This window comes from Streptomyces mabaensis, from assembly GCF_053763515.1.
Genome location: NZ_JBSOPZ010000002.1, coordinates 288,844 through 308,406, shown reverse-complemented (window position 1 = coordinate 308,406; position 19,563 = coordinate 288,844). Strand labels below are relative to the sequence as shown.

Below are 19,563 nucleotides of genomic sequence, written 5' to 3'. Positions count from 1 at the left end.
AAGGTGTCCCTTCAAGGCATCAAGAACTGGGGACGTTCATCCGTACGCGGGTGGGGACGTTCACGTGTACGCCGACATCGCGACCGTCTACCAGGACCTCGCGCTGTGCGACAACATCGACGTGGTCGGCAACCTCTACCTCGGCCGGGAGCTGCGCAGGCGCGGCGTCCTCAACGAGGTGGAGATGGAGCGCCGCGCCCGCGAGCTCCTCAACACGTTGTCGATCCGTATCCCCAGTGTGCGCATCCCGATCGCCTCGCTCTCGGGCGGTCAGCGTCAGACGGTCGCCATCGCCCGGTCGATGCTCGGCGAGCCGAAGCTCGTCATCCTCGACGAGCCCACCGCGGCCCTCGGTGTCGAGCAGACCGCTCAGGTCCTGGACCTGGTCGAGCGGCTCCGCGAGCGTGGCCACGCGGTCATCCTCATCAGCCACAACATGGCCGATGTGAAGGCCGTCGCCGACAAGGTCGCCGTCCTCCGGCTGGGCCGCAACAACGGCGTCTTCGATGTGAAGTCGACCTCCCAGGAAGAGATCATCTCCGCCATCACCGGCGCCACGGACAACGCCGTGACCCGTCGTGCGGCGCGCACCACGGAGGTTCAGAAGTGAACACCGACAAGACCTCCACGAAGGCCGGCGCGCCCGCCGACACCGCCCCCGTGGGCAATCCGGAGGCCGCGCACGACGCGCTCACCGCGGTGGACCCCCGGCTGCTGGTCCGCGAGCAGGGCTTCGCCGGCTACCTCTCGGAGTTCAAGCGCAAGCTGCACGCCGGTGATCTGGGCTCGATCCCCGTGGTCATCGGTCTGATCGTCATCGCAGCGATCTTCCAGAGCCTGAACTCGAACTTCCTCTCCGCGAAGAACCTCAGCGACATCTCCGTCGCGATGGTCGCCACCGGCATGATGGCCGTCGGCATCATCTTCGTGCTGCTGCTCGGTGAGATCGACCTGTCGGTCGGCTCCGTCAGCGGTGTGTCCGGGGCGATCGTCGCCGTACTGAGCGTCACCCACGGCATGAACGAGTGGCTCGCGGTGCTCGTCGCCATTGCTGGGGGTGCGGTGATCGGCGCCATCCACGGTTTCTTCTTCGCCCGGATCGGCGCGCCCGCCTTCGCCGTCACCCTGGCCGGTCTGCTCTTCTGGCTGGGCTTCATGCTCCAGCTCCTGGGCGATCAGGGCACCATCAACCTGGATGGCGAGGGCGTAGTCGGGCAGCTCACTACGTACTTCTTCACGGACATTGCCGCTGCCTACGGGCTCGCCGCGGTGGGCGTGGCTGCGTTCTTCCTCTCGTCGTTCTTCGACAATCGTCGCCGTGAAGCAGCCGGTGTGCCGTCCAGGCCGCTCGTCGACATCGTGCTGCGCACGGTGCTGCTCGCGGTGGTCGCCTTCGCGGCCGCGTTCATGTTCAACCAGTACCGGGGTCTGCCGCTTGCGCTGGTCCTCTTCCTCCTGGTTCTGGTGGTGACGGACTTCGTGCTCCGGCGCACCGCCTACGGCCGCAAGATCTTCGCGCTCGGCGGCAGCGTCGAGGCCTCCCGGCGCGCGGGCATCAACGTCACGGCGATCCGGATCTCGGTCTTCGCCATCGCCGGTACGTTCGCCGCCATCGGCGGCCTGTTCTGGGCGTCCAAGATCGCGGCCGCCAACCAGAGCGCCGGCGCCGGCGACCTGCTGATGAACGTCATCGCGGCGGCCGTCATCGGCGGCACGAGCCTGTTCGGCGGTCGCGGCCGGACCTGGAACGCGCTGCTCGGCGTCATGGTGATCGTCTCGATCCAGTACGGGCTGCAGCTGGAAGGCATCGCCACGCCGATCCAGTACATGATCACGGGTGGCGTACTGCTGGCCACCGTCGTGATCGACTCCATCACCCGCAAGACGCAGAAGACCGCAGGCCGCGCCTGACAGCGGTCCCGCACCGCACGGGCCCGGCGCCGCACCAGGCGCCGGGCATCCGTGCGTTATCGGCCGTACGCGTGACATACATCGCACCGCCCGGTGCCTCCGGCCGCGGGCGGAACATTAGACTCGGCAGACCGGTACGCAAAAGCGTTCAACTGCAAGGAGGCACGGTGACGGAGTCGCGCGAAGCGCGTCGTGCAAGGGTGGCCGTGGGCGACGGGTGGGGCCTGCTGACCCGCATCACGGGACCGCGCGATCTGGACCCGCTCAGCCCGGAGCAGCTGAACCAGCTGGCCGCGGAGATCAGAAGCTTCCTCGTCGACGCGGTGTCCAAGACCGGCGGTCACCTGGGCCCGAACCTCGGCGTGGTGGAACTGACCATCGCGCTGCACCGGGTCTTCGACTCCCCGAAGGACAAGGTCCTCCTCGACACCGGTCACCAGTCGTACGTGCACAAGCTGCTCACGGGCCGTCAGGACTTCGCCAGGCTCCGTGCCAAGGGCGGCCTGTCCGGCTACCCGTCGCGCGCCGAGTCGCCGCACGACGTCATCGAGAACAGCCACGCCTCCACGGTGCTCGGCTGGGCCGACGGCCTCGCCAAGGCCAACCAGGTGCTGAAGAAGGACGACCACGTCGTCGCGGTCATCGGTGACGGCGCCCTCACCGGCGGTATGGCCTGGGAGGCGCTGAACAACATCGCCGCCGCCAAGGACCGCCCGCTGGTGATCGTTGTCAACGACAACGAGCGTTCGTACTCCCCGACCATCGGCGGACTCGCGAACCACCTCGCCACGCTGCGCACCACCGACGGCTACGAGCGCTTCCTCGCCCGCGGCAAGGAGATCCTGGACCGCACCCCGGTCGTCGGCAAGCCGCTCTACGAGACGCTGCACGGCGCGAAGAAGGGCCTGAAGGACTTCATCGCCCCGCAGGGCATGTTCGAGGACCTCGGCCTGAAGTACGTCGGCCCGATCGACGGCCACGACATCGAGGCCCTGGAGTCCGCCCTCGCGCGGGCCAAGCGCTTCGGCGGCCCGGTCATCGTCCACTGCATCACCGAGAAGGGCCGCGGCTACAAGCACGCCGAGCAGGACGAGGCCGACCGCTTCCACGGCATCGGCCCGATCCACCCCGACACCGGACTGCCCGTCAAGACCGCCGCCGCCAGCTGGACCTCGGTCTTCGGCGACGAGATGGTCAAGCTCGGCCATGACCGCGAGGATGTCGTCGCCATCACCGCGGCCATGCTCCAGCCGGTCGGACTGAAGAAGTTCGCCGAGACCTTCCCGGACCGGATCTACGACGTCGGCATCGCCGAGCAGCACGCCGCGGTCTCCGCCGCGGGCCTGGCCACCGGCGGACTGCACCCGGTCTTCGCGGTGTACGCGACGTTCCTCAACCGCGCCTTCGACCAGGTGCTGATGGACGTGGCCCTGCACAAGTGCGGTGTCACGTTCGTACTCGACCGGGCCGGCGTGACCGGCGACGACGGCGCCTCGCACAACGGCATGTGGGACATGTCGATGCTCCAGTGCGTCCCGACCCTGCGCATCGCAGCCCCGCGCGACGCCGAACAGCTGCGCGCCCAGCTGCGTGAGGCCGTCGAGGTCGACGACGCCCCGACCGTCGTCCGCTACTCCAAGGGCGTGGTCGGCCCGGCCGTCCCCGCCGTGGGCCGGATCGGCGGTATGGACGTCCTGCGCAAGGCCGGCGCGGACAGGCCCGACGTCCTCCTCGTCTCCGTCGGCGCGCTCGCCCCGATGTGCCTGGAGATCGCCGGCCTGCTCGACAAGCAGGGCATCTCGACGACCGTCGTCGACCCGCGCTGGGTCAAGCCGGTCGACGAGGCGCTCGCGCCGCTCGCCGAGCAGCACCGCGTCGTCGTCACCGTCGAGGACAACAGCCGGGCCGGCGGCGTCGGTTCGGCCGTCGCCCAGGCGCTGCGCGACGCGGGCGTAGACGTCCCGCTGCGCGACTTCGGCATCCCGTCGCGCTTCCTGGACCACGCCTCCCGCAAGGAGGTCATGGCCGAGATCGGGCTGACCGCCCCGGACATCGCCCGGCAGGTCACCGGCCTGGTCGCCAAGCTCGACGGCACGTACGAGGACGAGGGCGCCGAGGACGAGCCGGCCGAGGCCGCGCGCGACTGACACGACCAACCAGGCATGAAATGGGCCGGTGGGGTCACCCTGTATGGGTGGTCCGACCGGCCCATTCGCGTGAAATCCACCCGTACGGAGCCCTTCCGGACCGCCGATGTCCCGATTATGGCGATCACGACGAGTGCGTGGAGGTACGCCGGTGAGTTTGCAGAAGGACAGGGGACCCGCCGGAGGTGGCGTGTTCCGGACCAAGACGGTCGAACAGTCGATCCGTGACACCGAGGAGCCGGAGCACGCACTCAAGAAGTCCCTCTCCGCGCTGGACCTGACGGTCTTCGGGGTCGGTGTCATCATCGGCACGGGAATCTTCGTGCTCACCGGCACGGCGGCCAAGAACAACGCCGGCCCCGCCACCGCCCTCGCTTTTGTCGCCGCAGGTGTGGTGTGCGCCCTGGCCGCCCTCTGCTACGCCGAGTTCGCCTCGACGGTGCCGGTGGCCGGTTCGGCGTACACGTTCTCCTACGCCTCCCTGGGCGAACTGCCCGCCTGGATCATCGGCTGGGACCTGGTCCTCGAATTCGCGCTCGGTACGGCGGTGGTCGCCGTCGGCTGGTCGGGCTACGTCCGGTCGCTGATGGACAACATCGGCTGGAGCATGCCCGACGCACTGTCGGGGCCCGCCGCGGCCGAGGGCTTCGGCTTCGACGTGCTGGCCTTCCTGCTGGTCCTCGTCCTGACCGGGATCCTGGTCCTCGGCATGAAGCTCTCCGCCCGGGTCACCGCGGTCGTCGTCGCCATCAAGGTGACCGTGGTCCTGGTCGTCATCATCGCCGGCGCCTTCTTCATCAACGGCGCGAACTACGACCCGTTCATCCCGCCGGCCGAGCCGCAGACCGGGGGATCGGGCCTCGACGCCCCCCTCATCCAGCTCCTGTTCGGATACGAGCCGACGAACTTCGGCGTGATGGGCATCTTCACCGCGGCCTCGGTGGTCTTCTTCGCCTTCATCGGCTTCGACGTCGTGGCGACGGCGGCCGAGGAGACCAAGCTCCCGCAGCGGGACATGCCGCGCGGCATCCTCGGGTCGCTCCTGATCTGCACCCTGCTGTACGTCGCGGTGTCGATCGTGGTCACCGGTATGCAGCACTACTCGGAACTGTCGGTGGACGCCCCGCTCGCCGACGCCTTCAAGGCCACCGGCCACCCCTGGTTCGCGGGCTTCATCAGCTTCGGGGCCGCCGTCGGCCTCACCACCGTGTGCATGATCCTGCTGCTCGGCCAGACCCGGGTGTTCTTCGCGATGAGCCGCGACGGGCTCCTGCCGCGGTTCTTCTCCCGGGCGCACCCGACGCTCCGTACGCCCTACCGCGCGACGATCCTGCTCGGTGTGATCATCGCCATCCTCGCGGGCTTCACCACCCTCGAAGAACTCGCGGAGCTGGTGAACATCGGCACCCTCTTCGCCTTCGTCGTCGTCGCGATCGGCGTGATCATCCTGCGCCGCACCCGCCCCGACCTGCCACGCGCCTTCCGCACCCCGCTGGTGCCGTTGCTGCCGATCGTCTCCGTGGCCGCCTCGCTGTGGCTGATGCTCAACCTGCCCGCCGAGACGTGGCGCCGCTTCGCCATCTGGATGGCCCTCGGCGTCGTCGTGTACTTCGTGTACGGCCGCCGCAACAGCCGCCTCGGCCGCGCAGGCAGCGACGCCAAGTACTAGGCGACGACACCTCCTGGAACCCGGCTTTGCCCGGCCCCGTATGTCCCGCTTCGATGCGGACTGCGGGGCCGGATAGCTTGGCCCCTATGCTCACGCAGCCGCCGACCCCGCTACGGTCCGTACGCGGAGCCGTGCTGACCCGCGCCGGGTCGCCCGCCACCCGCTTCTGGTGGCGCCTTCTTCCCGTACTCGCGCTACTGGCGCTGATCACCCGTATCCCGTCCTTCCGGCACCCCCTGTGGAATCCGGACGAGGGCTATCTCGCCGTCCAGGCGCGGATACTGGCCGACGGGGGAGACCTCTACGACACCGTCGTCGACCGCAAGCCGCCGCTGCTTCCCTGGCTGTACCAGGCGGCGTTCGCCGTGTTCGGCGACGAGTCGCTGCGCTCCGTGAGAGTGCTCGCCGTCCTCGCCCAGTTCGGCACCGCCGTCCTGCTCGCCTCGCTCGCCCGCCGCCGGTGGGGCGACCGGGCCGGGTGCACCGCGGGCGTGCTCCATCTGCTGGTCTCCGTCGGCCTCAACCCCGAGGACACGCAGGCGGCCACCTTCGAGGTCTTCATGCTGCCGTCCACGGCAGCCGCCGTGTGGTGCGCCGACCGCAGACGGTGGGGAGCTGCGGGCGTCGCGGTGGCGGCGGCGTTCCTGACCAAACAGACCGGCGGGGCGGTCCTGCTCCCGGTCCTCTGGCTGCTCTGGCGCAGCGCTCCCCGCCGGACCGCCTGGTTGCGTACGGGACTTGGCTTCCTGCTCCCCGTGGTACTGGTCGCGCTGCTCACCGACCCGGCGGGCTTCGTGTTCTGGACGGTGACCGGTTCCGCCGCGTACGCGTCCTTCACCGGCTCCGAACTCCACGTGCTCTTCCGGGCGCTGGCGAACTCGGCGCTCCTCGCCGCGGCCTGCGCCGGCCTGATCGTCCCGGTCGTACGGGCGCTGCGCCCCGCAGGTCCTCTCCGTACCGGCGCCGCCGATCTGTGGCTGTGGCTCGGCGCCTCGGCGGCCGCGGTCGTCCTCGGTTTCCACTTCTTCGGCCACTACTACCTGCAACTGATCCCGCCCCTGGTCCTGTTGGGCACGGCGGCGCTGCGGGTGCTGCCCCGGCGCCGGCACGTCACCGCGCTGCTCACCTCGGCGGGCTGCTGCGCGCTGTTCCTGGCCTGGGGCCTGCTCGCCCCCCGCCCGGAACTCGCCCACGCACAGCGGCTGGCGGCGGTGGTGGAGGCACGCACCGCTCCGGGCGACCGCGTCCTGGTGTGGGGGATACACCCCGAGACGTACTGGCTCGCCGACCGGCCGCCGGCCAGCCGCTTCCTGACCGCGGGACTGCTGACCAACTACAGCGGCGGCCGCGACGGCCCGCAGGTCGGCGAGAAGTACGCCGTCGAGGGCGCGTGGCCGGTGTTCACCCGCGAGATGGCCGGCCGCCCGCCGGTCCTGATCGTCGACGACTCCCGGGGCAAACCGTTCGCCCCCGCGCACATCCCGGCCCTGCGCCGCCTGCTCGCGGGCCGCTACGAGATGCTGGGGACGGTGGACGGCGCCGTCCTGTACGCCCGTTCACCCTGAGGGCCGTACGGTACGCGGGCCGGCGCACTCCGCGCCAAGCTCCGCCACCCGCCGCCGGAGTTCACGGTCGGCGGTCACCACCAGGGTGGGCCGTGCGGCCGTCCGTACGATCTCCACGATCAGGTCGTCGCCGCTGCCGGGCGCGGACTCGACCCGTACCCCCGGTACGGACGCGACCCCACGGGCCGCGCCCTCGACGACCAGCACGATCTCGACGGGACCGGGTTTGCCGGCCAACCCGGCCTCGCCGAGTCCGACGAGGCCGTCCCGCAGCCGCTCCGCGGCCCCACGACGGTCGCGCCACCAGCCGTCGGGCACCGAGCCCACCACGTTGGCGGCATCGACGACGACGAGAGTGCGAGCAGTCATGTGCCGACCCTAGGGCCTGTCCCGGACGCGCGACGGCGCCCGTCCGCGGTCTCGCTGCGGACGGGCGCCGTTCGGTACGTACGGGTCGTACGAGCGGGCGTTACGCGGGCACGCTCGCCACGCCCTGCGCCAGGAACTTCTTGCCGTTCACGCGCTCCGAGACACCCTCGCGGTCCAGGTACGGCGTGATGCCGCCCAGGTGGAAGGGCCAGCCGGCGCCCGTGATCAGGCAGAGGTCGATGTCCTGCGCCTCGGCGACGACACCTTCCGCCAGCATCAGGCCGATCTCCTGCGCCACCGCGTCCAGGACGCGGTCGCGGGTCTGCTCCTCGGTCAGGACCGTGTCGCCCTGCTTGAGGAGGGCGGCGACCTCCGGGTCCAGCTCCGGCTTTCCGGAGTCGTAGACGTAGAAGCCGCGCTTGCCGGCCTTGACCACCGCGGCCAGGTTCCCGGAGACCGTGAAGCGGTCCGGGAAGGCCCGGTTGAGGGTCTCGGAGACGTGCAGGCCGATGGCCGGGCCGACCAGCTCCAGGAGGACCAGGGGGGACATCGGCAGACCGAGGGGCTCGACGGCCTTCTCGGCGGTGGCCACCGGGGTGCCCTCGTCGATGACGTTCTGGATCTCGCCCATGAAGCGGGTCAGGATGCGGTTCACGACGAACGCCGGGGCGTCCTTGCACAGCACCGCGGTCTTCTTCAGCTTCCTGGCGACGCCGAAGGCCGTGGCCAGCGAGGCGTCGTCGGTCTTGTCGCCGCGGACGATCTCCAGCAGCGGCAGGATCGCCACCGGGTTGAAGAAGTGGAAGCCGACGACCCGCTCCGGGTGCTGAAGCTTCGACGCCATCTCGGAGACCGAGAGCGAGGAGGTGTTGGTGGCGAGGATCGCGTGCGCCGGGGCGACCGCCTCGACCTCCGCGAACACCTGCTGCTTGACGCCCATCTCCTCGAAGACGGCCTCGATGATGAAGTCGGCGTCGGCGAAGCCCTCGGCCTTGTCCAGCACGCCGGTGACCAGGGCCTTGAGGCGGTTGGCCTTGTCCTGGTTGATGCGGCCCTTGCCGAGCAGCTTCTCGATCTCGGCGTGGACGTAGCCCACACCCTTGTCGATGCGCTCCTGGTCGATGTCCGTGAGGACGACCGGCACTTCGAGGCGGCGCAGGAACAGCAGCGCGAGCTGCGAGGCCATCAGGCCCGCGCCCACGACGCCGACCTTGGTGACCGGGCGGGCGAGCGACTTGTCGGGCGCGCCGGCCGGGCGCTTGGCGCGCTTCTGGACCAGGTTGAAGGCGTAGATACCGGCGCGGAGTTCGCCGCCCATGATCAGGTCCGCGAGGGCCTGGTCCTCCGCGTCGAAGCCCGCCTGGAGGTCGCCGCTCTTGGCGGCGGCGATGATGTCCAGCGCGCGGTAGGCGGCCGGAGCCGCGCCGTGCACCTTGGCGTCGGCGATGGACCGGCCCCGGGCGACGGCCTGGTCCCAGGCCTCGCCGCGGTCGATCTCCGCGCGCTCGACGGCGATCTCGCCCTTGAGGACGGCCGCCGTCCAGATCAGCGACTGCTCCAGGAAGTCGGCGCCCTCGAAGATCGCGTCGGCGATGCCGAGCTCGAAGACCTGCTTGCCCTTCAGCTGCTTGTTCTGGTTGAGCGAGTTCTCGATGATCACCGAGACGGCGCGGTCGGCACCGATCAGGTTCGGCAGGATCGCGCAGCCGCCCCAGCCCGGGACCAGCCCGAGGAAGACCTCGGGGAGGGAGAAGGCCGGCAGGGCCGCGGAGACCGTGCGGTACGAGCAGTGCAGACCGACCTCGACACCGCCGCCCATCGCCGCGCCGTTGTAGTACGCGAAGGTGGGCACGGCCAGCGCGGACAGCCGCTTGAAGACGTCGTGGCCGCCCTTGCCGATGGCGAGCGCGTCGGACTGCTGCTTCAGCAGCTCGACACCCTTGAGGTCGGCGCCGACCGCGAAGATGAACGGCTTGCCGGTGATGCCGGCACCGACGATGTCACCGTTCGCGGCCTCGGCCTCGACCTGGTCGATCGCCACGTTCAGGTTCGCCAGCGACTGCGGGCCGAACGTGGTCGGCTTGGTGTGGTCGAAGCCGTTGTCCAGGGTGATGAGGGCGAACCTGCCCACGCCGCCCGGCAGGTCGAGGTGGCGCACGTGCGCCTGGGTGACGACCTCGTCCGGGAACAGCTCGGCCGCGCCCTTCAGGAGTTCAGCGGTGTTGCTCACTTGGTGCCTCCGTCGAAGTGCGGGTTCTCCCAGATGACCGTCGCGCCCATGCCGAAGCCGACGCACATGGTGGTCAGGCCGTAGCGGACGTCCGGCTGCTCCTCGAACTGGCGGGCCAGCTGCGTCATCAGACGGACGCCGGAGGAGGCGAGCGGGTGGCCGTACGCGATCGCGCCGCCGTACTGGTTGACGCGGGCGTCGTCGTCGGCGATGCCGTAGTGGTCGAGGAAGGCCAGCACCTGCACGGCGAAGGCCTCGTTGATCTCGAACAGGCCGATGTCGGAGATCGACAGGCCCGCCTTGGCGAGGGCCTTGTCGGTCGACGGGATCGGGCCGTAGCCCATGACCTCGGGCTCGACTCCGGCGTACGCGAACGAGACGAGGCGCATCTTGACCGGCAGGCCCAGCTCGCGCGCGACGTCCTCGGAGGCGAGCAGCGAGGCGGTGGCACCGTCGTTGAGACCGGCCGCGTTGCCCGCGGTGACCCGGCCGTGCGCACGGAACGGCGTCTTCAGCCCGGCCAGCGACTCCAGAGTGGTGCCCGGACGCATCGGCTCGTCGGCGGTGACCAGGCCCCAGCCGGTCTCGCCGGCCTCGGGGTTGGTACGGCGTACCGAGACCGGTACCAGGTCCTGCTGGATCTTGCCGTTGGCGTACGCCTTCGCGGCCTTCTCCTGCGAGCGGACCGCGTACTCGTCGGCGCGCTGCTTGGTGATCTGCGGGTAGCGGTCGTGCAGGTTCTCCGCGGTCATGCCCATGAACAGGGCGGACTCGTCGACCAGCTTCTCCGAGACGAAGCGCGGGTTCGGGTCCACGCCCTCGCCCATCGGGTGGCGGCCCATGTGCTCCACACCGCCGGCGACCACGACGTCGTACGCGCCGAAGGCGATCGAACCGGCGGTGCTGGTCACGGCGGTCATCGCGCCGGCGCACATCCGGTCGATGGAGTACCCGGGCACGGACTGGGGGAGCCCGGCCAGGATGCCGGCCGTACGCCCCAGGGTCAGGCCCTGGTCGCCGATCTGCGTGGTCGCCGCGATGGCGACCTCGTCGATACGGGCCGGGTCGAGGTCCGGGTTGCGGCGCAGCAGCTCCCGGATGGCCTTCACGACGAGATCGTCGGCGCGGGTCTCGTGATAGATGCCCTTCGGGCCCGCCTTGCCGAACGGGGTGCGGACGCCGTCGACGAAGACGACATCCCTGACGGTACGAGGCACGTTGGCTCTCCTCCAGGTGCGGGATGGCACTGCTGCGGGAGGCGCGCTGCTGAGCGCGCGCTCACCTCCCTCATGCTACTTGCGGGTAACCATGCTGCACACCCCTACCGGCCGGAGCGGTGAAGGTCACACTCCGCCAACGCGCGAACCCCCGGCCGAAGGGCCGGGGGTTCCGCGCGGGTCCGGAAGTGGTCCGGGTCGGGCCGCTTCGGGCCGCGTCAGGCCGCTTCCGCGGCGAGGGCCGTGAGCAGGGCCGGAGTCACCTGTTCGACCTGCCACGGACGGGCGCCGTGGGCGGCCAGGACCTCCGCCACCGCGGCCTCGGTCGGCTCGGCCGGCGGCTCCCAGCAGAGCCGCCGGACGGTGTCCGGCGTGATCAGGTTCTCCTGCGGCATGTTCAGCTCCTCCGCGAGTGCGGAGACCGCGGCGCGGGCCGCGGACAGCCGGGCCGCGGCCGCGGGGTCCTTGTCCGCCCAGGACCGCGGCGGCGGCGGCCCGGTCAGCGGCTGGCCCGGCTGGGGCAGCTCGGAGTCCGGCAGTGCCCTGGCCCGGTCGACCACGGCCTGCCACTGCTCCAGCTGACGCCGGCCCATCCGGTGGCCGAACCCGGGCAGCGCGGCGAGCGCGTGCGCGTTCGGGGGCAGCGCCAGCGCCGCCTCGACGATCGCGCCGTCGCCCAGCACCTTGCCGGGCGAGACGTCCCGCCGCTGGGCGATGCGGTCGCGCGCGTTCCACAGCTCCCGGACGACCGCCATCTGCCGTCGGCGGCGCACCTTGTGCATGCCGGAGGTACGGCGCCACGGGTCCTTGCGGGGCGGCGCGGGCGGGGCGGAGGCGATCGCGTCGAACTCCTGGTACGCCCATTCGAGCTTCCCCTGCCGGTCGAGCTCCTTCTCCAGCGCGTCCCGCAGGTCGACGAGGAGCTCCACGTCCAGCGCCGCGTAGCGCAGCCACGGCTCGGGCAGCGGCCGGGTGGACCAGTCGACCGCGGAGTGCCCCTTCTCCAGGGCGTAACCCAGCACGCTCTCCACCATCGCGCCGAGGCCGACCCGCGGGAAGCCGGCCAGCCGGCCGGCCAGCTCGGTGTCGAACAGCCGCGTCGGGATCATGCCTATTTCGCGCAGGCAGGGCAGGTCCTGGGTAGCGGCGTGCAGGATCCACTCGGTGCCGGCGAGTGCCTCGCCGAGGCCCGACAGGTCGGGACAGCCGACCGGATCGATCAGCGCGGAGCCGGCGCCCTCGCGGCGCAGCTGGACGAGATAGGCGCGCTGGCCGTAGCGGTAGCCGGAGGCGCGCTCGGCGTCCACGGCGACGGGGCCGGTGCCCGCGGCGAAGGCCGCGATCACTTCGGCGAGGGCCTCCTCGGTCGCGACGACCGGGGGAATGCCTTCGCGCGGCTCGAGCAAAGGAATCGGCGCCGGTTCGACGTCGTCCGGAGGAGCGCCCCCGGTGGTTCGCAGTGGTGCGTCTGCTGCGGTCTCTTGGGCGTCGGTCACGTGTCAAGGGTATCTGTGTATGCACCGCGCCCGTCGACGGAACGTTCCGTCGACGGGCGCGCGGTGGATGTACAACGCTTTCCGGGCCAATCGCCCGGCGTGGGTCTGTGCGGGGCCGTACGGGGCTGTCTGGGGTCAGTGGATGATGCCGGTGCGCAGGGCGACGGCCACCATGCCGGCCCGGTCTCCCGTGCCGAGCTTGCGGGCGATACGGGCGAGGTGGCTCTTCACGGTCAGCGCGGACAGGCCCATCGAGACGCCGATGGCCTTGTTGGACTGGCCTTCGGCGACCAGCCGGAGCACCTCGACCTCACGGCCGGAGAGCTCGCGGTAGCCGCCCGGGTGGCTCGGGGCACCCGGGGGGCGGCGGTGCATACGGGCGGCGGTCGCCCCGATGGGGGCGGCACCGGGCCGGGTGGGGAGCCCGACGTTCGTACGCGTTCCGGTGACGACGTAGCCCTTGACGCCGCCGGCGAGGGCGTTGCGGACCGCGCCGATGTCGTCGGCCGCGGAGAGGGCCAGGCCGTTCGGCCAGCCAGCGGCTCGGGTCTCGGACAGCAGGGTCAGTCCGGAACCATCGGGCAGGTGGACGTCGGCAACGCAGATGTCGCGCGGGTTGCCGACGCGGGGACGGGCCTCCGCGATGGACGACGCCTCGATCACGTCACGCACTCCGAGGGCCCACAGGTGGCGGGTGACGGTGGAGCGGACGCGTGGGTCGGCCACGACGACCATGGCCGTCGGCTTGTTCGGGCGGTAGGCGACCAGGCTTGCGGGCTGCTCGAGAAGAACGGACACCAGGCCTCCTGGGGGGAGTGGCGGGACGGGGCCGGCTCGGGGATGAAGCCGGGGCGAACCGTGCGGATGGTCACTGACCTCTTCGGCACGTCACTCACCCGGCTTTAGGAAATGATCACGATTTGGTGAGTAACAATTCGGGCAATTAGGACGGACGATCGATCAAGTGCGATCAGAAGCGAACGCGCGACCGACGCGCTCGGCCCGTTCGGCTCCGTCTGCGGGCAGCGGGCCGGCGGGGGGCGAGGCAGCGTGCCGGCGGGCGAGCGGGCCGGGGAGCGGGTCAGCGGGTCTGCGGGCCGCGCCGCTGCGGCAGCGACACCACGGTGGTGTCCGAGGGGCCGGCCGGTGGCAGCCCGGCGATCTGGTACAGCAGATCGCACCAGGCCGCGAGATGGGCCGCGGTGTCCGGCACCCCGCCCACGCCCTCGCGCGGCGTCCACGATGCGCGGATCTCGATCTGCGTCGCCGGTCTGCGCTCCGACAGCCCGCCGAAGTAGTACGAACCGGCCCGCGTGACGGTGCCGCTCGCCTCGGCGTACCCGAGACCGCGCGCCTCCAGTGCGCCGGTCAGCCACGACCAGCACACCTCCGGCAGCAGCGGATCGGCCGCCATCTCCGGCTCCAGTTCCGCCCGTACGAGGGTCACCAGCCGGAACGTCCCCTGCCAGGCGTCGTGCCCGGCCGGGTCGTGCAGGAGCACCAGGCGCCCGTCGGCCAGATCGTCGTCGCCCTCGACGACCGCCGCCTCGAGGGCGTAGGCGTGCGGCGCGAGACGCTTCGGCGGCCGGCTCGGATCGATCTCCAGCCCCGGACGCGGCCGCGCCTTCTGCAAGGCCTCGACCGCCCGCCGGAAGGGGAGCGGGACGGAACTCTCTTCGCTGTCCTGCACGCCGTCCACACCGTCAGCGCCATCTGAAAATCGTCCCTGAGCCGCAGCCATGCGGGGAAGACTAGGCGGAACGAGGCCCTCGCGCGGGTAAGGACACCCTGCCCGCGGCGGGCACTTCGGAGTGACGTGCGAAGATTCTGGGCGTGAGTGCCAACGACCGCCCGACGGGCCAGCAGACCCAGACGTACGACTCCCCCTTCCTCAAGGCGTGCAGGCGCGAACCCGTGCCGCACACGCCGGTCTGGTTCATGCGGCAGGCGGGGCGCTCACTCCCGGAGTACCTGAAGGTCCGCGAGGGCACCGCGATGCTCGAATCCTGCATGCGGCCCGACCTGGTCACCGAGATCACGCTCCAGCCGGTACGCCGCCACAAGGTGGACGCCGCGATCTACTTCAGCGACATCGTGGTCCCGCTCAAGGCCATCGGCATCGACCTCGACATCAAGCCCGGCGTCGGCCCGGTCGTCGCCCAGCCGATCCGCTCGCGCGCGGACCTGGCTCAGCTGCGCGATCTGGAGCCGGCGGACGTCGCGTACGTCACCGAGGCCATCGGCATGCTCACGGGCGAACTCGGGGCCACTCCGCTCATCGGCTTCGCCGGTGCGCCTTTCACTCTCGCGAGCTACCTCGTCGAGGGCGGCCCGTCCCGCAACCACGAGCACACCAAGGCGCTGATGTACGGCGACCCGCAGCTGTGGGCCGACCTGCTGGACCGCCTCGCGGAGATCACCTCCGCCTTCCTGAAGGTGCAGATCGAGGCCGGCGCGAGCGCCGTCCAGCTCTTCGACTCCTGGGTCGGCGCCCTCGCCCCCGCCGACTACCGCCGCTCCGTGCTGCCCGCCTCGGCGAAGGTCTTCGACGCGGTGGCCGCGTACGGCGTCCCGCGCATCCACTTCGGTGTCGGCACCGGCGAGCTCCTCGGCCTGATGGGCGAGGCGGGCGCGGACGTCGTCGGCGTCGACTGGCGGGTCCCGCTGGACGAGGCCGCGCGCCGGGTCGGCCCGGGCAAGGCGCTCCAGGGCAACCTCGACCCCGCGGTCCTCTTCTCCACCCCCGAGGCGGTGCAGGCCAAGACCCGTGAGGTGCTGGACGCCGCGGCGGGCCTGGAGGGCCACATCTTCAACCTCGGCCACGGCGTCCTGCCGACCACCGACCCGGACGCGCTGACCCGCCTGGTGGAGTACGTCCACACCGAGACCGCGCGCTGACCGACACCCCTTACGCCCCGGCCTTCCGGACCTCCGTCGCCGCCTTGCGGGCGGCGACCAGGACCGGGTCCCACACCGGGGAGAACGGCGGGGCGTAGCCGAGGTCCAGGGCCGTCACCTGCTCGACCGTCATCCCGGCGGTGAGCGCGACGGCCGCGATGTCCACCCGCTTCGCCGCGCCCTCCCGGCCGACGATCTGCGCGCCGAGCAGCCGCCCCGTGCGGCGCTCGGCGAGCATCTTCACCGTCATGGGCGCGGCGCCCGGGTAGTAGCCCGCGCTGTTCGTGGACTCGATCGTGGCCGTCACGAACTGCAGCCCCGCCGCGCGGGCGTCCTTCTCGCGCAGGCCGGTGCGGGCGATCTCCAGGTCGCACACCTTGCTGACGGCCGTGCCGACGACCCCCGGGAACGTGGCGTAGCCGCCACCCGCGTTCGCGCCGATCACCTGGCCGTGCTTGTTGGCATGCGTGCCCAGCGCGATATGGCGGCTGCGGCCCGCGACCAGGTCGAGCACCTCCACGCAGTCGCCGCCCGCCCAGATGTTCTCGTGCCCCTGCACCCGCATCGACAGGTCGGTCAGCACGCCCCCGTACGCGCCGACCGGCAGCCCGGCGGCGCGGGCGAGCGCCGTCTCGGGCTCCACCCCGATGCCCAGCACCACCACATCCGCCGGATATTCGGCGTCCTGGGTGGCGACCGCGCGCACCCGGCCGTCCGCGCCGGTGAGGATCTTGGTCACCTCGGCCTCCGAGACGGTCCTGATGCCGAGCCCGTCCATCGCCTCGTGCACCAGCCGGCCCATGTCCGGGTCGAGCGTCGACATCGGCTGCGCGCCCCGGTTCAGCACGGTCACCTCGTAGCCCCGGTTCAGCAGCGCCTCGGCCATCTCGACGCCGATGTAGCCCGCGCCGACGACGACCGCCCGGCGGCCCTCCGTACGCGCGAGGGTGTCCAGCAGCGCCTGCCCGTCGTCCAGGGTCTGTACGCCGTGCACGCCGGCCGCGTCCATGCCGGGCAGCGGCGGACGGACCGGGCGCGCGCCCGTCGCGACGACGAGCTTGTCGTAGCCGGTCCACGCCTCGGTGCCGGATTCCAGGTCGCGGGTGCGGACCCGGCCGCCCGGCACGTCGATCTCCGTGACCTCCGTCCGCATCCGCAGGTCGATCGCGCGCTCGCGGTGCTCCTCGGGCGTACGGGCGATCAGGTCGTCCCGCTCGGTCACCAGGCCGCCGACCCAGTACGGGATGCCGCAGGCGGAGTAGGACGTGAAGTGGCTCCGCTCGAAGGCCACGATCTCCATCTCGTCCGGCCCCTTGTGCCTGCGGGCCTGCGACGCGGCGGACATGCCCGCCGCGTCGCCTCCGACGACCACCAGTCGCTCTGCTGCCATTGCGCGTCCCTCCGGTCCGTGACTGCGGAACACGCTACGTGCGAGCGGCGGTTCAGTCCCGCTCGGGCCCCTGCGGCTCCGGCTCCTCCTGAGCAGCGACGTTCCGGGCCGCCGGAACATTCCCCGGCCACGCGGCGGGCGCCGCCGGTGCCTTCCGGCGGCGCGGCAGCCGGCTGCGTACCAGCAGCCACAGCAGGACGAGTACGGCGGCCGCCGCGGCGAACGGCAGCACCGCGCCGATCACGACCGTGATCCACCGCAGGGTCGCGACAAACGCGTCCCAGCCGCCGCCGAGGGCGTCCAGGAAGCCGGGACCGTCGTCCTTCTTCTCCCGCGGCGCGGACTCGGCCTCGGAGACCTCCAGCGTGATGGTGGCCATGCTCGTGCGGTCCTTGAGTGAGGCCTGCTGGGCCAGCAGCGATTCGAGATCGGCCTGACGCCTGCTCAGCTCGCCTTCGAGCATGACGACATCGCTGAGCCTGGTCGCCTTGTCCATCATCTCCCGCACCCGCGCGACGCTCGCCTGCTGCGTCTTGATGCGGCTGTCGACGTCCACCACCTGCTCGGTGACGTCCTCGGCGCCGACCTTGCGGCCGATCAGCTTTCCGGTGCCCTCGATGTCGGCGAGCACGGCCGCGAAACGGCCGGTGGGCACGCGCAGCACGAGCCGGGAGAAGATCCGGCCGTCCTCCTCCCGGTCCGTCGTCTCGTTCCCGACGAAGCCCCCGGCCGACTCGGCGGCGGAGCGGGCGGTGTCGAGCGCCTTCTCCGCACTCTTCACCTCCACGGTCAGCGTCGCCGTACGGATGATGTGGTTCCGGGGCGCGGCGGGCTTCTTCGCGTCCGGCTTGGTCGCGTCGGGCGCGGCGGGCTGCTTGGCCCCGGTGTCGGCGGCGCCGCCCCGGTCCGCCGCCGCCTCCGGGCCGGCCGCCTTGTGGTCACCGCTGCTCAGGTCGGACGTGTCACCCGCGCCGCAGCCGCCGACCGCGAGCGAGGCGGTCAGCAGAACGGCTGCCAGGGCCGCGAGACGTCGGCGCCCTGACCTACTGGACCTACTGGCTGCGCGCATTACGGCTACCCCCCGGTGAATCGTGGTTGATGTCGCAGGTTCGACGCGCGGTCCCCGCGACCGGGTTGCCCTTTCCCGGTCCCGATGCGGTCACGGTCAGGACTCGTAACGGCGTGCGCAACGGGTCTGAGAGAGTGGACCCATGCGGGAAACGGACAAGCGTACGGGCCATGTCGTCGTCATCGGGGGCGGAATCGCCGGCCTGGCCGCCGCCCACCGGCTGCTCGGCGGGGGCGTGCGGGTGACCGTTCTGGAGGCCTCCGGCCGGCTCGGCGGCAAGCTGTACGCGGGCGAACTCGCGGGCGTACGCGTCGATCTCGGAGCCGAATCGATGCTGGCCAGGCGGCCCGAAGCGGTGGACCTGGCGCGCGCGGTGGGGATCGGCGCGCGGCTTCAGCCGCCGGCCACCGCGACGGCCGCGCTGTGGACGCGCGGTGCGCTGCGCCCGATGCCGAAGGGCCATGTGATGGGCGTGCCGGGCGATCTCGCGCCGCTCGCCGCCTCCGGAGTCGTCTCGGAGGAGGGCCTGCGCCGGATCCGGCAGGACGCCGAGCTGCCGCGTACCGAGATCGGCGACGACGTCGCGGTCGGCGAGTACGTCGCGGCCCGGTTCGGCCGCGAGGTCGTCGACCGGCTGGTGGAACCGCTGCTGGGCGGGGTGTACGCGGGCGACGCGTACCGCATCTCCATGCGCGCGGCCGTCCCCCAGCTCTACGACGCGGCGCGGGCCCACCGCTCGCTGGGCGAGGGGGTGCGCGAACTCCAGCGCCGTACCGCCGGGGGGCCGGAGGCGGCCGCGCCGGCCCCTCAGAACCCTCAGAGTCCGGTCTTCATGGGCATCGAGGGCGGAGTGGGCGGGCTGCCGCTCGCCGTGGCCGAGGCGTGCCGCGCCGCCGGTGCGGAGCTCCGTACCAACGCGCCGGTACGGGAACTGAACCGCACTGCGGACGGCTGGCGCATCGTGACGACGGACGTGATGCTCGCGGACGCCGTCGTCCTCGCCACGCCCGCCGCCCCCGCCGCGGACCTGCTCGCGGCGGCCGCGCCGGCTGCCGCGCGCGAGCTGCGTGCCGTCGAGTACGCCTCCATGGCCCTGGTCACCATGGCCTTCCGGCGGGCCGCCCTGCCCGCCGGGCTCACCGGCAGCGGATTCCTGGTGCCGCCCGTGGACGGCCGGACCATCAAGGCGTCGACCTTCTCCGCCAACAAGTGGCGCTGGGTCGCCGAGGGCGACCCGGACCTGTTCCTCCTGCGCACCTCGGTGGGCCGCTACGGCGAGGAGGCGGACCTGAAGAGGGACGACGCCGAGCTGGTCGACGTCTCACTCGCCGACCTGGGCGAGGCGGTGGGTCTCGCCGCCCGCCCGGTCGCCTCCACCGTCACCCGCTGGAACGGCGGACTGCCGCAGTACCCGGTGGGCCACCTGGGCCGGGTGGCCCGGATCCGCGAGGCGGTCGGCGGGCTGCCGGGGCTGCGGGTGTGCGGTGCGGTGTACGACGGCGTGGGCATCCCGGCCTGTATCGCGAGCGCCCGCCGGGCGGCCGACGAGGTGCTGGCCACCCTGGCGGCCGGTCACCGGGCGTGACGCGGGACAATAGCCGC

General features: G+C 71.6%; 15 protein-coding genes. 7 read left to right on the top strand and 8 right to left on the bottom strand.

Annotation, left to right across the window (positions count from 1 at the left end; all coding sequences use genetic code 11):
- From ACWV17_RS02980 to ACWV17_RS02960, 5 genes are all read left to right on the top strand, one after another.
- Positions 1 to 610, top strand: a 610-nt coding sequence (locus ACWV17_RS02980; RefSeq protein WP_455358351.1) for an ATP-binding cassette domain-containing protein, incomplete at its 5' end; no start/stop codon positions are given.
- Positions 607 to 1,911 (top strand): sugar ABC transporter permease, encoded by a 1,305-nt coding sequence (locus ACWV17_RS02975; RefSeq protein ID WP_455358350.1) that lies wholly within the window; start codon positions 607 to 609, stop codon positions 1,909 to 1,911. The genes ACWV17_RS02980 and ACWV17_RS02975, both read left to right, overlap by 4 nt.
- 167 nt (positions 1,912 to 2,078) lie before the next feature.
- Positions 2,079 to 4,058, top strand: a complete 1,980-nt coding sequence (dxs, locus tag ACWV17_RS02970) for a 1-deoxy-D-xylulose-5-phosphate synthase (protein WP_455358349.1) — start codon at positions 2,079 to 2,081, stop codon at positions 4,056 to 4,058.
- A gap of 151 nt (positions 4,059 to 4,209) precedes the next feature.
- The gene (locus ACWV17_RS02965) at positions 4,210 to 5,727 is read left to right on the top strand and encodes an amino acid permease (protein ID WP_455352017.1); all 1,518 of its coding nucleotides are present in this window, start codon (positions 4,210 to 4,212) and stop codon (positions 5,725 to 5,727) included.
- A gap of 86 nt (positions 5,728 to 5,813) precedes the next feature.
- Positions 5,814 to 7,292: an ArnT family glycosyltransferase gene (locus ACWV17_RS02960; protein ID WP_455358348.1), complete on the top strand. Its 1,479-nt coding sequence runs from the start codon at positions 5,814 to 5,816 to the stop codon at positions 7,290 to 7,292.
- On the opposite strand, the gene ACWV17_RS02955 is transcribed toward ACWV17_RS02960, so the two are convergent.
- The 6 genes from ACWV17_RS02955 to ACWV17_RS02930 form a co-directional block, all read right to left on the bottom strand.
- Positions 7,284 to 7,661, bottom strand: a complete 378-nt coding sequence (locus ACWV17_RS02955) for an NTP pyrophosphohydrolase (RefSeq protein ID WP_455352019.1) — start codon at positions 7,659 to 7,661, stop codon at positions 7,284 to 7,286. The two genes, ACWV17_RS02960 and ACWV17_RS02955, sit on opposite strands and share 9 nt — an antisense overlap.
- A 100-nt stretch (positions 7,662 to 7,761) precedes the next feature.
- The gene (locus ACWV17_RS02950) at positions 7,762 to 9,891 is read right to left on the bottom strand and encodes a 3-hydroxyacyl-CoA dehydrogenase NAD-binding domain-containing protein (protein ID WP_455358347.1); all 2,130 of its coding nucleotides are present in this window, start codon (positions 9,889 to 9,891) and stop codon (positions 7,762 to 7,764) included.
- A complete protein-coding gene (locus ACWV17_RS02945; RefSeq protein WP_455358346.1) occupies positions 9,888 to 11,108 on the bottom strand; it encodes a thiolase family protein in 1,221 nt (406 codons plus the stop codon). Before ACWV17_RS02945 ends, ACWV17_RS02950 begins: the two co-directional genes overlap by 4 nt.
- Before the next feature lie 218 nt (positions 11,109 to 11,326).
- Entirely contained in the window at positions 11,327 to 12,604 is a 1,278-nt protein-coding gene (locus ACWV17_RS02940; protein ID WP_455358345.1) for an HRDC domain-containing protein, read from the bottom strand.
- Between the two features lie 135 nt (positions 12,605 to 12,739).
- Positions 12,740 to 13,402 carry a LuxR C-terminal-related transcriptional regulator gene (locus tag ACWV17_RS02935; protein ID WP_455352023.1) on the bottom strand — a complete coding sequence of 221 codons (663 nt, stop codon included), beginning with the start codon at positions 13,400 to 13,402 and terminating at the stop codon, positions 12,740 to 12,742.
- 283 nt (positions 13,403 to 13,685) lie between these two features.
- A complete protein-coding gene (locus ACWV17_RS02930) occupies positions 13,686 to 14,345 on the bottom strand; it encodes a DUF3000 domain-containing protein (RefSeq protein WP_455352024.1) in 660 nt (219 codons plus the stop codon).
- Between the two features lie 92 nt (positions 14,346 to 14,437).
- Here ACWV17_RS02930 and hemE point away from each other — a divergent pair, with 92 nt between their 5' ends.
- Entirely contained in the window at positions 14,438 to 15,502 is a 1,065-nt protein-coding gene (gene hemE, locus ACWV17_RS02925; RefSeq protein WP_455358344.1) for a uroporphyrinogen decarboxylase, read from the top strand.
- A 10-nt stretch (positions 15,503 to 15,512) separates the two neighbouring features.
- Here the strand turns inward: hemE and ACWV17_RS02920 are convergent, their stop codons facing one another.
- Complete coding sequence (locus tag ACWV17_RS02920) at positions 15,513 to 16,892, bottom strand: FAD-dependent oxidoreductase (protein ID WP_455358343.1); 1,380 nt, start codon at positions 16,890 to 16,892, stop codon at positions 15,513 to 15,515.
- A gap of 52 nt (positions 16,893 to 16,944) precedes the next feature.
- Positions 16,945 to 17,961 (bottom strand): DUF4349 domain-containing protein, encoded by a 1,017-nt coding sequence (locus ACWV17_RS02915; RefSeq protein ID WP_455358342.1) that lies wholly within the window; start codon positions 17,959 to 17,961, stop codon positions 16,945 to 16,947.
- A 142-nt stretch (positions 17,962 to 18,103) separates the two neighbouring features.
- Between ACWV17_RS02915 and hemG the strand changes: the two genes are divergently transcribed.
- Positions 18,104 to 19,546, top strand: coding sequence for a protoporphyrinogen oxidase (gene hemG / locus ACWV17_RS02910; protein WP_455358341.1), 1,443 nt, complete (start codon positions 18,104 to 18,106; stop codon positions 19,544 to 19,546).
- Positions 19,547 to 19,563: the final 17 nt, after the last annotated feature.

What these genes read in the sequence shown, in the direction of transcription:
- ACWV17_RS02960 (WP_455358348.1), top strand. Translation starts at nt 5,814, where the DNA reads ATGCTCACGCAGCCGCCGACCCCGCTACGGTCCGTACGCGGAGCCGTG.
- ACWV17_RS02955 (WP_455352019.1), bottom strand. Translation starts at nt 7,661, where the DNA reads ATGACTGCTCGCACTCTCGTCGTCGTCGATGCCGCCAACGTGGTGGGC.
- ACWV17_RS02930 (WP_455352024.1), bottom strand. Translation starts at nt 14,345, where the DNA reads ATGGCTGCGGCTCAGGGACGATTTTCAGATGGCGCTGACGGTGTGGAC.
- ACWV17_RS02920 (WP_455358343.1), bottom strand. Translation starts at nt 16,892, where the DNA reads ATGGCAGCAGAGCGACTGGTGGTCGTCGGAGGCGACGCGGCGGGCATG.
- ACWV17_RS02915 (WP_455358342.1), bottom strand. Translation starts at nt 17,961, where the DNA reads ATGCGCGCAGCCAGTAGGTCCAGTAGGTCAGGGCGCCGACGTCTCGCG.
- hemG (WP_455358341.1), top strand. Translation starts at nt 18,104, where the DNA reads ATGCGGGAAACGGACAAGCGTACGGGCCATGTCGTCGTCATCGGGGGC.